Source organism: Streptomyces marinisediminis (genome assembly GCF_026262575.1).
Lineage (GTDB): Bacteria > Actinomycetota > Actinomycetes > Streptomycetales > Streptomycetaceae > Streptomyces > Streptomyces marinisediminis.
This window is the reverse complement of the sequence record NZ_JAPKFL010000009.1, coordinates 76,922-89,828: the sequence shown is the minus strand read 5'-3', so window position 1 is coordinate 89,828 and position 12,907 is coordinate 76,922. Positions and strand designations below refer to the sequence as shown.

General features: G+C 71.0%; 16 protein-coding genes. 6 read left to right on the top strand and 10 right to left on the bottom strand.

Features of this window, described 5'->3' with window-relative positions; translation table 11 throughout:
- The first annotated feature begins 72 nt into the window (after nt 1-72).
- The 4 genes from OSB71_RS09855 (at nt 73) to OSB71_RS09840 (ending at nt 3,289) form a co-directional block, all read left to right on the top strand.
- Nucleotides 73-1,509, top strand: a complete 1,437-nt coding sequence (locus OSB71_RS09855) for an MFS transporter (RefSeq protein WP_265946553.1) — start codon at nt 73-75, stop codon at nt 1,507-1,509.
- Nucleotides 1,510-1,764: 255 nt separating this feature from the next.
- Nucleotides 1,765-1,893, top strand: coding sequence for a recombinase family protein (locus OSB71_RS09850; protein WP_265946551.1), 129 nt, complete (start codon nt 1,765-1,767; stop codon nt 1,891-1,893).
- 107 nt (nt 1,894-2,000) lie between these two features.
- On the top strand, nt 2,001-2,858 hold the full coding sequence (locus OSB71_RS09845) for a hypothetical protein (protein WP_265946549.1): 858 nt from the start codon (nt 2,001-2,003) through the stop codon (nt 2,856-2,858).
- 5 nt (nt 2,859-2,863) lie between these two features.
- The gene (locus OSB71_RS09840; protein ID WP_265946547.1) at nt 2,864-3,289 is read left to right on the top strand and encodes a hypothetical protein; all 426 of its coding nucleotides are present in this window, start codon (nt 2,864-2,866) and stop codon (nt 3,287-3,289) included.
- A 355-nt stretch (nt 3,290-3,644) separates the two neighbouring features.
- Here the strand turns inward: OSB71_RS09840 and OSB71_RS09835 are convergent, their stop codons facing one another.
- The 4 genes from OSB71_RS09835 to OSB71_RS09820 all read right to left on the bottom strand — a co-directional run bounded on the left by OSB71_RS09835 (nt 3,645) and on the right by OSB71_RS09820 (nt 5,296).
- On the bottom strand, nt 3,645-3,953 hold the full coding sequence (locus OSB71_RS09835; protein WP_265946545.1) for a hypothetical protein: 309 nt from the start codon (nt 3,951-3,953) through the stop codon (nt 3,645-3,647).
- A 146-nt stretch (nt 3,954-4,099) separates the two neighbouring features.
- A complete protein-coding gene (locus tag OSB71_RS09830) occupies nt 4,100-4,342 on the bottom strand; it encodes a DUF7848 domain-containing protein (protein WP_265946543.1) in 243 nt (80 codons plus the stop codon).
- A complete protein-coding gene (locus OSB71_RS09825; RefSeq protein ID WP_265946541.1) occupies nt 4,342-4,536 on the bottom strand; it encodes a hypothetical protein in 195 nt (64 codons plus the stop codon). Before OSB71_RS09825 ends, OSB71_RS09830 begins: the two co-directional genes overlap by 1 nt.
- Before the next feature lie 214 nt (nt 4,537-4,750).
- The gene (locus OSB71_RS09820; protein WP_265946539.1) at nt 4,751-5,296 is read right to left on the bottom strand and encodes an ATP-binding protein; all 546 of its coding nucleotides are present in this window, start codon (nt 5,294-5,296) and stop codon (nt 4,751-4,753) included.
- Between the two features lie 219 nt (nt 5,297-5,515).
- On the opposite strand from OSB71_RS09820, the gene OSB71_RS09815 reads away from it, so the two are divergent.
- Entirely contained in the window at nt 5,516-6,889 is a 1,374-nt protein-coding gene (locus OSB71_RS09815; RefSeq protein WP_265946537.1) for an NsdA family TPR-like regulatory protein, read from the top strand.
- 21 nt (nt 6,890-6,910) lie between these two features.
- Here the strand turns inward: OSB71_RS09815 and OSB71_RS09810 are convergent, their stop codons facing one another.
- The 3 genes from OSB71_RS09810 to OSB71_RS09800 all read right to left on the bottom strand — a co-directional run bounded on the left by OSB71_RS09810 (nt 6,911) and on the right by OSB71_RS09800 (nt 9,995).
- On the bottom strand, nt 6,911-7,831 hold the full coding sequence (locus tag OSB71_RS09810; RefSeq protein WP_265946535.1) for a phosphotransferase enzyme family protein: 921 nt from the start codon (nt 7,829-7,831) through the stop codon (nt 6,911-6,913).
- A gap of 274 nt (nt 7,832-8,105) precedes the next feature.
- A complete protein-coding gene (msrA, locus tag OSB71_RS09805; RefSeq protein WP_265946533.1) occupies nt 8,106-8,768 on the bottom strand; it encodes a peptide-methionine (S)-S-oxide reductase MsrA in 663 nt (220 codons plus the stop codon).
- A 33-nt stretch (nt 8,769-8,801) separates the two neighbouring features.
- Nucleotides 8,802-9,995 (bottom strand): hypothetical protein, encoded by a 1,194-nt coding sequence (locus OSB71_RS09800; RefSeq protein WP_265946531.1) that lies wholly within the window; start codon nt 9,993-9,995, stop codon nt 8,802-8,804.
- Between the two features lie 176 nt (nt 9,996-10,171).
- Between OSB71_RS09800 and OSB71_RS09795 the strand changes: the two genes are divergently transcribed.
- On the top strand, nt 10,172-11,314 hold the full coding sequence (locus OSB71_RS09795) for a cystathionine gamma-synthase (protein ID WP_265946529.1): 1,143 nt from the start codon (nt 10,172-10,174) through the stop codon (nt 11,312-11,314).
- A gap of 42 nt (nt 11,315-11,356) precedes the next feature.
- Here the strand turns inward: OSB71_RS09795 and OSB71_RS09790 are convergent, their stop codons facing one another.
- The 3 genes from OSB71_RS09790 to OSB71_RS09780 all read right to left on the bottom strand — a co-directional run bounded on the left by OSB71_RS09790 (nt 11,357) and on the right by OSB71_RS09780 (nt 12,789).
- A complete protein-coding gene (locus OSB71_RS09790; RefSeq protein ID WP_265946527.1) occupies nt 11,357-11,632 on the bottom strand; it encodes a hypothetical protein in 276 nt (91 codons plus the stop codon).
- Entirely contained in the window at nt 11,629-12,120 is a 492-nt protein-coding gene (locus OSB71_RS09785) for a sigma factor-like helix-turn-helix DNA-binding protein (RefSeq protein ID WP_265946525.1), read from the bottom strand. Before OSB71_RS09785 ends, OSB71_RS09790 begins: the two co-directional genes overlap by 4 nt.
- 90 nt (nt 12,121-12,210) lie before the next feature.
- A complete protein-coding gene (locus OSB71_RS09780; RefSeq protein ID WP_416237232.1) occupies nt 12,211-12,789 on the bottom strand; it encodes a MarR family winged helix-turn-helix transcriptional regulator in 579 nt (192 codons plus the stop codon).
- Between the last annotated feature and the right edge of the window lie 118 nt (nt 12,790-12,907).

Genomic DNA, 12,907 nt, shown 5'->3' with positions numbered 1-12,907 from the left:
TCCCGCCGGGGCTCCGGTGGGGCGCGAGGACGCCGCGCCAGCGCCGGGCGGCGTCCCGTTAGCATGAACGCCATGGTGGAGGACACGGCGAAGGCCCGCATACCCGTTGCCCGGCGCCGGACCCCACCGCTGTGGGCGGTCGTGTTCGCCGCCTGCGCCGGGCAGTTCCTCGTCGTCCTCGACGTCTCCGTGGTCAACGTCGCGCTCCCCGCCATGCGCGCCGACCTCGGCATGAGCGCCACCGGGCTCCAGTGGGTCGTCAACGCCTACACCATCACCTTCGCGGGGTTCATGCTGCTCGGTGGCCGGGCCGGGGACCTGTTCGGGCGCAAGCGCGTCTTCCTCGTCGGCCTCGCCCTGTTCACCGTGGCCAGCCTCGCGGGCGGGCTTGCCCAGGAGTCGTGGCACCTGCTGGCCGCCCGGGCCGCGCAGGGCGTGGGCGCGGCCGTCCTCTCCCCGTCGACGCTGACCCTGCTGACCGTCTCCGTCGCCGAGGGCCCGGCGCGCAACCGGGCCATCGGCACCTGGACGGCGGTCGGCGCGGGGGGCGGGGCCGCCGGCGCCCTCATCGGCGGGGTGCTCACCGACGCGCTGAACTGGCGCTGGGTGCTGCTGGTCAACGTGCCCGTCGGCGCGGTCGTCCTCGTCGCGGCGACCGTGTGGCTGGTGGAGAGCCGCGCGGGCGAACGCCGCCGCCTGGACGTCCCCGGCGCGGTGCTCGTCACCGGTGGCCTGGCCACGCTCGCCTACGGGATCGTGCAGACGGAGTCGGCGGGCTGGTCGTCCCCGGCCGCGCTCGTGCCGCTGCTGGCCGGACTCGCGCTGCTCGGCCTGTTCGTCGCCGTCGAGGCCCGGGCCCGGGCGCCGCTGATGCCGCTGCGGCTGCTGCGCATGCCGTCCGTCGCCGCGGGCAACACCGCGATGTTCGCCTGCGGCGCGGCGATGTTCTGCTCCTGGTACTTCATGTCCCTCTACATGCAGAACGTGCTCGACTTCACCCCGCTCCAGGCCGGGCTCGGCTTCGTGCCGCACTCGCTGACGATCGTCGCCGCCTCCAAGCTCGCGCCCCGGCTGATGGTGTGGGCCGGCGCCCGCAACGTCGCGCTGGCGGGCGTCCTGATCGCCGCGCTGGGCTACCTGTGGCAGAGCGCGCTGCACGCCGAGGGCACCTACCTGGGCACGATGCTCGGCCCCGGCCTGCTGATGATGCTGGGCGCCGGGCTCTCCGCGACCCCGCTGGCCTCCGTCGCCACCGCCGGGGCCCCGCCGCACGACGCCGGCATCGTCTCCGGCCTGGTCAACACCGCGCGGACCATGGGCGGCTCGCTCGGCCTCGCGGTGCTCTCGACGGTCGCGGCCGCCCACATCACCGGCGACACCCCCGAGGGCCTCGCCCCCGGCTACGCGCTCGCCTTCCGCACCGGCGCCGCGATCCTCACCGCCGCGGCCGTCCTCATCGTCCTGGCCCTCCCCCGCCACCCGACACCCCCCGAGCACCCCACCCCCTGACCGCCCCCCCATCCCGGGCCCCACCGGAGAACCGCCCCGCGCCCCGGCGCAGGCTCCCCTCAGCCGTCCGCGCGGACGACACGACAGGGCAGGAGCCGCCCGTGCCTACGAGGGTGTAGCAATGTGACCCGTGAAGCTACGAGCGGCGATCTCCTGCCAGATCAGCCAGAACTGGGACAGGGCCGGACTCAGCGTTGCCCGCTGGGAAGAGGACTGCCGGGCGTTGTCTGCACGTCAAGCGGGCACGTCGACGCCGTGGCGTGCTGGCACGTGGACCGGCTCACCCGCATGCCGCGCGAACTGGAGAACGTGATCGGTCTGGCCGACCGGCGTGGCATCGTCCTGGCCATGATCAATCGTGCCAAAGCCGCTCCGCCGACCTAGGCAACTTCCGCCCCTACGCGCGGGACGAATGCTCTAGGCTGCCGGGCACGGTGTTCGTGGACTATCCGGCATCTGTCCCGTAGTTGCCATGTCATAGGGAGATATTTATGCCTGAAGCGATAAGGGAGAATCAATCGCAATCCCTCGACGCCGATAAAATCTCTCAGATTGAGCAAGCACTTAATCTGGAGTACGCGGAAACGGATAGCGATTTCTTGATCTTCGATCCGCCAGAGAAAAGTGGATGGCGCCAGCGAGGGGTCGCGATACCCATCGATGCGGCAATCGAAATCGTGCAAGCGATCGATCGCGGCGCTGAGAGAATATTAGAATATGAGGGCTGGGTCGACCCCGAGAGGGGTTTCGCTGCATTTGAAGTTAATCAGCATGGAATTAACGCTTTCCGGGCCCTGACTATTGAAAAATTCAAATTCGAGGTCCATCCTTGCTCTCATGCGCATGCACACGAACCACCGCTCGTGCGTGACGAAGACAGGGATCACGTCTACCCGCTCATCCGCGTCACTTCGAGTGACGGCTCTACGTGCATCGAGATCTCACCGAACTCCGCCCTTTGCACTCCGTTTGCATCGTCAAGTTCGGACGAGCGGGAGCGGGCTCGTTCTCAGGTCACCTTGAAGATTTATCTTGGAGGAGCAACTGAAAAGCCGGAACTTGTGAGTCGATCTCGCGAGTTGGCAAACTCCTTCCTGTTTGAACTAAACGCCCGTCATAGATGCGCTTATTCTCTTCGCCCCAAGAGGGAAAGCTTGTCGCTTCGGCGGCCCGGAGGGGCGGTCAGTTACACCGTCAGATTCCCAAAGACGCCGGTGCCTGACAATATTGCCACGCTTTTTCCATTCCTAGTGACTTCACAATGCGAGGTAATCACACGCTGTTCTATCTATCCTATTATCAGATTTTGGAGCACTATCTTCCAGCAGTTCACGGGCGGGGGGCTGTAAGGAAGGTGCGCAGGATTTTGCGTTCGCTCGATTTTGAAGAAGAGAAGGATTCATCCGTACTGCGAATCCTTAACTCCGTGGAGCGGTCGCATGGAGCCAGCGAGGGGGAGCAGTTGCGGACTCTCGTTGAAGAGTGCGTCCAAGAGGATAAATTGCAACAGTTCTTTTCGCTCGATCATGGCGGCCACTTCAGCAATAAGGGTCCAATTTCCGGAGTCCCTACCATTAATCTGAAGAGTGGTGAATCTTTGGCTTCTCAGGTGGCTAAGAGAATCTACATGCTCCGGAATAGAATCGTGCATGCGAAGGATGACGTTCGCTATGCTGAATCTAAGGTCTTGCTGCCGCTGAGTCGTGAGGCGAAGAGACTTTATCCCGACATTGAGCTTGTTCGGATTTTGGCTATCGAGGTTATTGCTGACAATCGATAGTTGATCTCCCTGTGATCTACAGTTAACGAATCAGAAGGTGCTGCGGACCGTAGCCACGGGCATGCTCTCGCGGGTCGTTCTGGTCGACGGGAAATCCATTGCAGAGTGGCTGAGCCCAGTGGTGGGTACAGCGAGGCATACGTGCACCTGATCGGTCGGTACCCCCGCCGTCGTGGCTGGCTGTCGTCGGCTAAGGCCGCGACAGGCAGCACCGAACAGTCCTGCCATCGTCCGACTGCGGCTCGTACAGGACAAGTCGCAGCAGCTACGCGGACCGCTCAGTCCGACATGCAAGGCATCGTGCTCGCTCCTCGGAGCGAACTCCTAAAGCTGTGATCAACAGGCCACCCACCCGCTACCCCACCAGCCTGGCTACCGTCCGCGCTACCTCCGGGGAGCACTTCAGGCTGACGATGCCGGAGCCGTCCGGTCCTGTGTCCGCTCGGAGTTGTATGTCTGCCGCTGTCACGCCCGCGGTTTCGAGCGCGTCAGCCAGGGACCGCGCGGCATCCGTCGCTTCTCGCCAGCCTGACAGGTAGTCGACGCCGCGGACCCACAGCGCTGCGTCGAGGTCGAGCGCGTCGCTCGTGAAGCGTGTCTCTTCCGGGTCGTGCATCGGCCCGTGCCCCTCTCCCATGTGGTCGCCTGAACTGGCTTGCTCCAAGGCCGAGTTCATCCAAGGCACGCCGAAGTGCCCCGGTACCATCGGCACCGGGGTCCTCCGGGGTCTCCGCCGGGCCACCCCTGTGCCTGCCAGGGTTGAGGGGGTGGGCCGGTTGTGGTCGGTGGCGGCGCGGTGCCGCCCCGGTGTCAGGGCGGTCCAGGACCTTCCAGCGGCGTCGCGCGGAAGTGGCTGGTGATGGTGGCCAGGAAGCCCATGTGACCGGTGCGGCCCGCGTGGCGCAGGCACCACTGCTCAGGGGATCTCTTGTCGGCGGACGGCTCCGAGGCGTCATCGCAAGTGACGCACGCTGCTGCGTAGACCGCTTCGCCCTTGTCCGGGTCGATGGTCAGGGACCAGTGCACGAACCGCATCCGTGATCGGAGCGCCATCAGGTCACCTCCTGTCCGTCCCGGCGGATCGCCACCGAGTCGCCCGCCCGGAGCCGAAGCGCCGGGCCCGTCTGGAACATGAAGGTCACGCACGTGCCGCCTGTCGCGTATCGCTGTGTCCGTACGGCCTTGATCTCCTGCCACCGGCCGTCCACCTCGATCAGGTCGCCGCTCCGCACCCGCACTGCCAGCATCCGCGTCCTCCTGCTGTTCTCCATCACTGCCACGGGACTTGTCGGGCGGCTCCCCGAGGAAGGGACGGGGAAATCCCCACCGGGGAACCGCCCACCGCGCCGGAGAGCTCTCGCCGCTCCCGGGCGGTCTCCGAGGACGCCACCCGGACCCCTGAGCTCCCGTGGGGGTCCGGCTGCCTGTGGCTCCTGCGGAGTCTGTGAAGGGAGCCGGCCATCAGCTGGCCCCGCCGTTCAGGTCGAAGCGGCAGAAGACGCTCTTGCCGCCGGTGTCACGAGGGGCCCACCAGGTCGCATCGGCGAGGTTCTGGATGATGAGCAGCCCGCGCCCGTGGTCCGGCAACGTCATCTCGGACGAGACGGCATGGGCCAGCGGGTTGAGCAGGCCCCCGGTCGGCAGCATCGGCGGTGTGGAGTCCTGGTCGCAGACCTCCACGAACAGCCACTCGGGCCAAGCCCGGAAGGCGACGGAGAGATGCCGCTCCCCGCCGAGCCCGTCCTGCCAGCCGTCCGGGGTGGCGTGGTGCACGGCGTTGCCCACCAACTCCGAGACGCACAGCGTCACGTCGTCCAACAGGTGCCGCAGGCCCCAGTCGTGGAGCACTTCCGCAGCCGTGCGGCGTGCGACGTGTGCGGTGTCCGGCGAGTCCGCGTCGAGCACGATCGCGCGGAAGCGCTCGGCCGCCGCCAGTGACGCGGGCTTCCGTGGGGTGCTGCCCGCAGTCCGCAGGATCGGCTCATGTACTGCTTCGCGCGTCTCCATCGCTACCCCTTCGACCCATCGGCGGAAGCGGTGCTCCGCCGTCGTGTGAGAACAGTCAAGGGCGTGATTCACACAGGTGGGAGTGATCGCCGAGGGGTTCACGTGCACACCGGGGGTTCTCCGGGCACCGCGGGGGGGGGTCTTCGGTGAACCCCCTGACCGGAGGGGCATTTCCCGTGTAACGATGGGCGCCTGACGCCTTCTCGGGAGGCAGGGAGCATGAGTAGGGAACCGAATCACCGGTTGGCCGCTGTCATGGCCGAGGCCGGAGCGTCCAACAAGGGACTTGCCCGACGCGTCCGGGACATCGCCGCACGGCGAGGCGTGCACCTGGGGACCACCCACGTATCCGTGCAACGCTGGCTGGACGGTGGCGGTATCCAGCCGCAGACGGCCGTCTTCCTGGCGGAGGCGTTGAGCGAGAAGCTGAGCCGGAGGTTCACGCCGCCGGATCTCGGGTTTCCCCAGATGCAACCGGCCGTGCCCGTCGGAGGCATCGGCTACGCGCACTCGTTGCCCGAAGCCCTCGGCCATCTGGACGTCCTCACCCAGCTCCGCCCCGAGGACGCCCCGGTCGGCGGGGATCTGTTACCCGAGGGCGACGTCAACTCGGCCGTGCTGTCGTGGCTGGTCTCGCGTTCGGACGGACTCACCACCGACGCACCCGGCGCCCGCCGTGTCGGTATGCGGGATGTCGCCGCCGTACGGACGGCCGCGGAGATGTTCATGCATCTCGACTTCAAGTTCGGCGGCGGACACGGGCACAAGGCGTTGCGCCACTACTTCCGCGAGGACGTTCTCCCGCTGCTCGGCGCCAGTTACAGCGAGCGTGTGGGCAAGGCCCTCTTCGAAGCGGCCACGGAGGTCGCGCAGCTCCTCGCGTGGACCGCGTACGACACCGGCAACCACACCTTGGCCGACCGCTACCTGATCGCGACGTTGCGGCTCACCCAGGTCAACGACGACCGGATGATGGGTGCCCGCATCCTCACCAACATGAGCCACCAGGCCAACTACCTGGGCCATGCGCCCCGCGCCGTACAACTCGCCCGTGCGTCCGTGGAGGGCGGCCGGGGACGGGCCACGCCGCGCGCCATGGCCCTGTTCGCCGCACACGAGGCCCGTGCCCTGTCCACCGCACAGGACAGCACGGGAGCGGCCCGAGCGATGAACGAGGCCGAAAGGTACTTCGAGCGGGCCGACAGCGGCGACGATCCCGGCTGGCTGGCCTACATGGACGAGGCCGAGTTGGTCGGGGAGTTCTGCCACTGCTTCCGCGATCTGGGGCAGGGCGCCGAGGCGATGCGCTTCGCCGAACGTGCCGTTGCCATCACCGATCCGCGATACGCCCGCACGCTCGGGTTCTGCCGGATGGTGCTGGCCCAGAGCCAGTTGCTCGACGGCGATGTGGAAGCGGCACTCGGTACCGCGAGTCTGGCCGTCGAGAACGGGGACGCGCTCCAGTCCGCTCGTTTCCTGCGGTATGTCACCGACTTCCAGCGCGAGCTGTCCGCATACGCCGGTGACTCCGCCGTCCAGCGCTTCAGCGAGCAGGTGCACGATGCCCTGGCCGAGCTGGACGACGACGAGTAGGGCACCCGGTGCGGGCAGTCGTCAGCCCGGCTGCCAGTGCCGGGGCGCGTCATCGTTCCGCAGGGACGCGATGCGCCGTGCGTACTCCTCGGCCACCGCGGGCCCCTCCGCGATGTTCTGCATGAGCCACGTCGTCATCTTGAACTCCTGGATGCCGCGCAGGACCGGGAAGCCCTCCCCGTCGCGCAGGTCCCGGCCGTAGGCCCCGGTGAACGCGGCGTACTGCTCCGGTGTCTGCCATCCCAGGCTGTGGTGCTCGGTGGCGGTGACCATCAGGTCCCACTCCGGATGGTCGTAGCTGAAGTTCTCGAAGTCGATTATGAGCGTCCTGCCGCTCCGGTCCACCATGAGGTTCTGCACATGGGCGTCACCGTGGACCGGGCCCTTGGCCGACTCGAACCGCAGCTCCGCCAGGCGGTCGCGCAACGCACGGCTCCGCTCGCGCAGGAACCTCCGGTCGTCCTCCGGTATCCCGGCCGCCTTCTCGATGCGCAGGTCGGTCCGGCCGAAGACCTCGTACGCAGGCAACTCCAGGCCCGCGGGGAGCCGCGTCGCATGCAGGTCCCGCAGCAAGCCGCCCAGCTCCCCGTAGGTGGGTTTCCGGTCGCCCTCGTCGATCAGGTGCCAGAAGGTCACCGGGTGGCCGGCGACGATCACCGGCTGATCGAGGTCGTCCACGGTGCGCGCCGCCGGGAAGCCCTCACCGGCCAGCCAGCGGGAGACCGCCACCTCCGTCCGCACCGAGGACAGGTAGTCGGCGGACCGCGCGACGCGCACGATGACCGGATGCGCCGCCAGCCGGAAGAGGGCGTTCTCCCCGAGGCGGATCAGCCGCGCGCCGTCGCTGCCGAGCCCGGCGGACCGGCACGCCGCAGCCATCACCCGTCCGGCCCTCTCCGACGTGAACCCCGTCTCCGTCTCCCGAGCAGCGCCGGACGGCATGCCGAACCAACTCCCCATGGTCGTGCCCCGACCGCGTGTCGCCGAGGCGGACGGCGGCACGCAGCGAACGTCAACCCGACCGTACCCGCGTGACGGGCTGGTGAGGGGACCCGGGGAAACGACGGGTGAGCCGTCCACCGGGTCCACGCTCACAGACGACTCCGTGGTGGGCCTTACGGTGACCTTCCGCGGCGACGTCCGGAGTCGGGCGGCGACGGCTACGCCCCCGTCCTGCGCGGTCCGCGAGCGGGGGCGCTGGAAGGAAGTGGCCCGCTCAGCCGTCCGCGCGGACGACGCCCACCGGACAGGAGACGCCCGTGCCGCCGATGCCGCAGTAGCCGGTGGGGTTCTTGTGCAGGTACTGCTGGTGGTAGGACTCGGCGGGGTAGAAGGGGCGGGCGTCGGCGGGGAGGATCTCGGTGGTGACGTCGCCGTAGCCGGAGGCGGTCAGCAGGTGCTGGTAGGCCGCGCGGGACGCCTCGGCCTCCTCCTGCTGCGCGGTGGAGTGGGTGTAGACCGCCGAGCGGTACTGGGTGCCCACGTCGTTGCCCTGCCGGAAGCCCTGGGTCGGGTCGTGGGCCTCCCAGAACGTCTTCAGCAGGCGGCCGTAGTCCACCTTCGCCGGGTCGTAGACGACGCGGACGGCCTCGGTGTGCCCGGTCAGCCCCGAGCACACCTCCTCGTAGGTCGGGTGCGGGGTGTGGCCGCCCTGGTAGCCGACGAGCGTCGTCCACACGCCGTCCTGCTCCCAGAACGCGCGCTCGGCGCCCCAGAAGCAGCCCAGCCCGAAGTCGGCCGTCGCCAGGTGCTCGGGGTAGGGGCCGAGGAGCGGCGTGCCCAGGACGGCGTGCGACTCGGTGAGCGTGTACGCCGGCTCGGCGCGGCCGGGCAGGGCCTGGTCGGGGGTGGGCAGGTGGGTCCTGTGGTGGGTGAACATCGCGGTGCTCCCTCTTCGGCGTCGGGCGGGTCGTCAGGGCGCGGGCGGTGGCTGCGTGGCGGCGTGGTCGCCGCCGCGGTTCTCGAAACCGGCCACCGCCAGCGCGCGGTAGGCGGCGTACTGGGCGGCGGGGTCGGGCGACTCCACCCACGGCACGGCGCCCACGTAGCCGTCGACGGCGTGCAGCGCCTCCATGGCCTCGTCGTAGCGCCCGGCCCGCACCAGCAGGCACAGCAGCAGGTGCAGCACGTGCGCGCGCACGGGGTGGTCCTCGTCGGCGTCGTTGACGGCGAACTCGGCGGCCTCGATGGCGTCCTCGATCACCTTGCTGCGGTACATGCCGCGCACCAGGTTCGCGTCCGGCAGGTGCTCCCAGACGGCGAACAGCGGCAGCGCGGGGAGCAGGCTGCCCTCGGGGGCCCGGGCGGCGGCGCCCTCCGCGAAGGCGTAGGCGTCCTCGCGGGAGCCGTGCCACTTCTCCGACCAGTACGGCAGCGCGGCCAGGTGGGCGCCCATGTGGTGCGGGGCCCGGCGCAGGACCTGGTCCCACAGGGCCTCGAAGTCCGCGCGGCGGTAGCTCAGCGAGCGGGCGACGAACAGCTCGGTGATGTAGGGCGTCGGGTCGGCGTCCGCGCCCGGCAGCGCGGCGGCCTCGTGGGCGACGTTGCGGGCTTCCTCCAGGATGATGCGGTGGTCCGCCGACGCCGGGTCCGCCAGCGCCTGCCACACCAGGAACTGGGCGTAGACCTGGGTCGCGCCGTGGTCCTGCGGCCGGGCGGCGCGCCAGTCGCGCAGCCAGCGGGCGTCCTGCTGGCGGGCCTCGGTGGGGGCGTCCTTGGTGAAGGAGATGCCGGGCGCCTCCGGGGACGGCGCCTGCGCGCCCCGCGCCCCGCGCGCGCGGGCCAGCTCCAGCGCCGCCGCGCCGGCCAGCGACTGCACGCGCTGCCAGCGCAGCTCCCAGTCGTCGCCGGTCAGCGCGAGCAGGCGCGCGACGGGCTGCCAGTCCTGGGTGCGCTGCGCCTCGCCGAGCGCCTCCACCAGTTCCTCGTCCGGACCCGGCAGGCGGACGTCGAGCTGCTCGGCGGGCACGAAGCCGTAGGCGTCCGGCTGATCGGCGCGGGCCATGCCCGCGTTCGCCTCGCGGACGGCGCGGCGGCGCCGCAGGGCGGGGACGAGGAAGAAGCCGACCAGACCGGCGACCAGCAGCAGGGACAGCAGGAGCTCCATACCCCCACGGTACGGCCCCCCGGGGGCCGGCGGTACGGTCACCCGCCCCGCGCGGCCCCCTCGCGGGCGGCGCCCGAGGCCCGCGCCTCGGCGGCCCCGGGGCCGGTGGGGGGAGGTTCCGGCCAAAGGGGCCGAACGTTCGGTCCGGCGGGTGGGGGCGACGTAGGGTCGGGCCCATGACGGACCAGCATTTCGAGACGCTCGCGATCCACGCGGGGCAGGAGCCCGACGCCGCGACCGGCGCGGTGGTGCCCCCCATCTACCAGGTGTCGACCTACAAGCAGGACGGTGTGGGCGGCCTGCGCGGCGGTTACGAGTACAGCCGCAGCGCCAACCCGACGCGCACGGCGCTGGAGGAGAACCTCGCCGCGCTGGAGGGCGGCAGCCGCGGCCTCGCGTTCGCCTCGGGGCTCGCCGCGGAGGACTGCCTGCTGCGCACCGTGCTCACGCCGGGCGACCACGTGGTGATCCCGAACGACGCCTACGGCGGCACCTTCCGGCTGTTCTCGAAGGTCGCCGAGCGCTGGGACGTGCGGTGGTCGGTGGCCGACAGCTCCGACCCGGACGCCGTGCGCGCCGCGCTGACCGACCGCACCAAGCTGGTGTGGGTGGAGACCCCGAGCAATCCGCTGCTGGGCGTCACCGACATCGCGCGGGTCGCCGACGTCGCCCGCTCGGCCGGGGCGCGGCTGGTGGTGGACAACACCTTCGCCAGTCCCTACCTCCAGCAGCCGCTCGCGCTCGGCGCGGACGTCGTCGTGCACTCCACGACGAAGTACATGGGCGGCCACTCCGACGTCGTGGGCGGCGCGCTCGTCACCGCCGACGCGGCGCTGGGCGAGGAACTGGCCTTCCACCAGAACGCGATGGGCGCCATCGCGGGGCCGTTCGACGCCTGGCTGGTGATGCGCGGGGTGAAGACGCTGGCCGTGCGCATGGACCGGCACAGCGCGAACGCCGCCCGCGTCGCGGAGATGCTCCAGGCCCACCCGAAGGTGAGCGCCGTCCTCTACCCGGGGCTGCCGGGCCACCCGGGCCACGAGGTGGCGGCCAAGCAGATGCGCGCCTTCGGCGGCATGATCTCCTTCCGGGTGACCGGTGGCGAGGAGGAGGCCGTCGCGGTGTGCGACCGCACGAAGCTGTTCACGCTCGGCGAGTCGCTCGGCGGCGTGGAGTCGCTCATCGAGCACCCGGGGCGGATGACGCACGCCTCGGCCGCGGGCTCGCTGCTGGAGGTGCCGGGCGACCTGGTGCGCCTGTCGGTGGGCATCGAGTCCGTCGACGACCTGCTGGCCGATCTCACCCAGGCCCTGGCCTAGCGGGCGACCGGGGCGACCGGGGCGGCAGGGCCGGCGGGCGGATCACCAGCCCAGGCCCGGCGGGGTGATCGTGTCCGCCGGCTGCCAGGGCTGGACGGTCGACCCCCACACCGCCAGGGCGACCACGGCGAGCGCCAGCACCGCCCAGCCCAGTCGGCGGGCGGCGCGGCGCCGCCGCAGCAGGCGCCGCCCGCGCTGCGCCGCCGCGGCGGCCAGGCCGGGCGGGGCGACGGGGTGCGGGGCGTCCAGCGCGCGGCGCACCGGCTCCAGCTTGGGGTCGGGCGGCCCCTCGGAGGAGTAGTGGCCCGGCGCGCTCACCGGGCCGCCATCCCGAGCCGGGCGGCCGGGCCGGAGGCGGGCCCGGCCCCGGCGGCCGGGTGCCGCATGCGCGCGACGGCCCGGGCGAGGATGGCGCGCACCCGCTCCTCGGACAGTCCCAGCCCGGCCGCCGTCCGCTCCTCGGCCACCTCCTCGCGCACGCGCAGGACGAGGACGAGCCGCTCCTGCGGGGTGAGCCGTCCGAGCACGCCGCCGCGCGAGCGCCGGTAGCGCCACGCGGTGCGGGCGAAGAGCGCGGTGAGTTCGGCGCGCGTCCGGTCGTAGGGGTCCTCGCCGCGCAGGGCGTCCCACGCGGCGTAGGTACGGGCGAGGGCCCGGGTCAGCAGCCGTTCGGCGGCCGGGCAGGCGTCGCGCGGCTCGGTGGTCAGCAGCGCGGCGGCGTGCAGCAGCCGGCCGGCGGCTCCCGCGGCGAACGCCTCGAACTCCCGGGCGCGGCGACGCTCCAGCACCACCCGCAGCTCTGTCACACCGCTATGGGACGGCCCGGCCGGGGCCGGGTCAAGAGGCGTGCAGGACGCGAACCGGTCACGAACGGGGCGGCGTTGCCCCGTCCCCGGTCAGGAACCGCCCACGGGGGAGTGCGCCGCGGCCAGGGCCTCGTTGAACCGGGCCAGCAGGTCGCAGAAGGTGCTGCGCTCCCGCTCGTCCCAGTCCTCGGTGAGCAGCGCCATCAGCGCCCGCCGCGAGGCGCGCACCTGGTCGAGCCGAGCGGCGCCGCGGGCCGAGAGCTCCAGGACGACGGCGCGCCCGTCCTCGGGATGGGAGGTGCGCTCGACCAGCCCGGAGTCGACCAGCGGCGCGACCTGCCGGGTGACGGTCGAGGAGTCGATGCCCATGCCGCAGGCCAGCGCCTTCACGCCGGTGGGGCCCTCCTGGTCGAGCCGGTTGAGCAGCAGGTAGGCGGCGCGGTCCATGGAGTTGCGGCCCTGGCCGACCCCGCCGAGGCGGGTCTGCTCGGCCCGGCGGGCGAAGAGGGCCACCTGGTGCTGCATGGCCTCGAGCACCGGGTCGTCCCGGCACCCGGCGGCGTCCTCGCACGGGGCGTCGGCGGGCCGGTCGGCGGCGGGAGCGGAGGCGCCGGGGGCGGGCCGGGAGGGCTGGGGGGAGTCGGTCGTCAGGTCCGGGTGCGTGGGCATGGCCGGGGACTCGCTTCTGTGGACGTACGGACTAACGGCGTGCTGCGCGTGAGGGTGCGCCACAGGGTACGCGCGTTGGGCGCGTACCGTACCGCCGCTGCGGTAACGACCTGGCAGC

Bases quoted from the DNA above. Each gene is read 5' to 3' on its own strand.
- OSB71_RS09855 (WP_265946553.1), top strand. From the start codon at position 73: ATGGTGGAGGACACGGCGAAGGCCCGCATACCCGTTGCCCGGCGCCGG.
- OSB71_RS09845 (WP_265946549.1), top strand. From the start codon at position 2,001: ATGCCTGAAGCGATAAGGGAGAATCAATCGCAATCCCTCGACGCCGAT.
- OSB71_RS09830 (WP_265946543.1), bottom strand. From the start codon at position 4,342: ATGGCGCTCCGATCACGGATGCGGTTCGTGCACTGGTCCCTGACCATC.
- OSB71_RS09825 (WP_265946541.1), bottom strand. From the start codon at position 4,536: ATGCTGGCAGTGCGGGTGCGGAGCGGCGACCTGATCGAGGTGGACGGC.
- OSB71_RS09820 (WP_265946539.1), bottom strand. From the start codon at position 5,296: ATGGAGACGCGCGAAGCAGTACATGAGCCGATCCTGCGGACTGCGGGC.
- OSB71_RS09815 (WP_265946537.1), top strand. From the start codon at position 5,516: ATGAGTAGGGAACCGAATCACCGGTTGGCCGCTGTCATGGCCGAGGCC.
- OSB71_RS09810 (WP_265946535.1), bottom strand. From the start codon at position 7,831: ATGCCGTCCGGCGCTGCTCGGGAGACGGAGACGGGGTTCACGTCGGAG.
- msrA (WP_265946533.1), bottom strand. From the start codon at position 8,768: ATGTTCACCCACCACAGGACCCACCTGCCCACCCCCGACCAGGCCCTG.
- OSB71_RS09800 (WP_265946531.1), bottom strand. From the start codon at position 9,995: ATGGAGCTCCTGCTGTCCCTGCTGCTGGTCGCCGGTCTGGTCGGCTTC.
- OSB71_RS09795 (WP_265946529.1), top strand. From the start codon at position 10,172: ATGACGGACCAGCATTTCGAGACGCTCGCGATCCACGCGGGGCAGGAG.
- OSB71_RS09780 (WP_416237232.1), bottom strand. From the start codon at position 12,789: ATGCCCACGCACCCGGACCTGACGACCGACTCCCCCCAGCCCTCCCGG.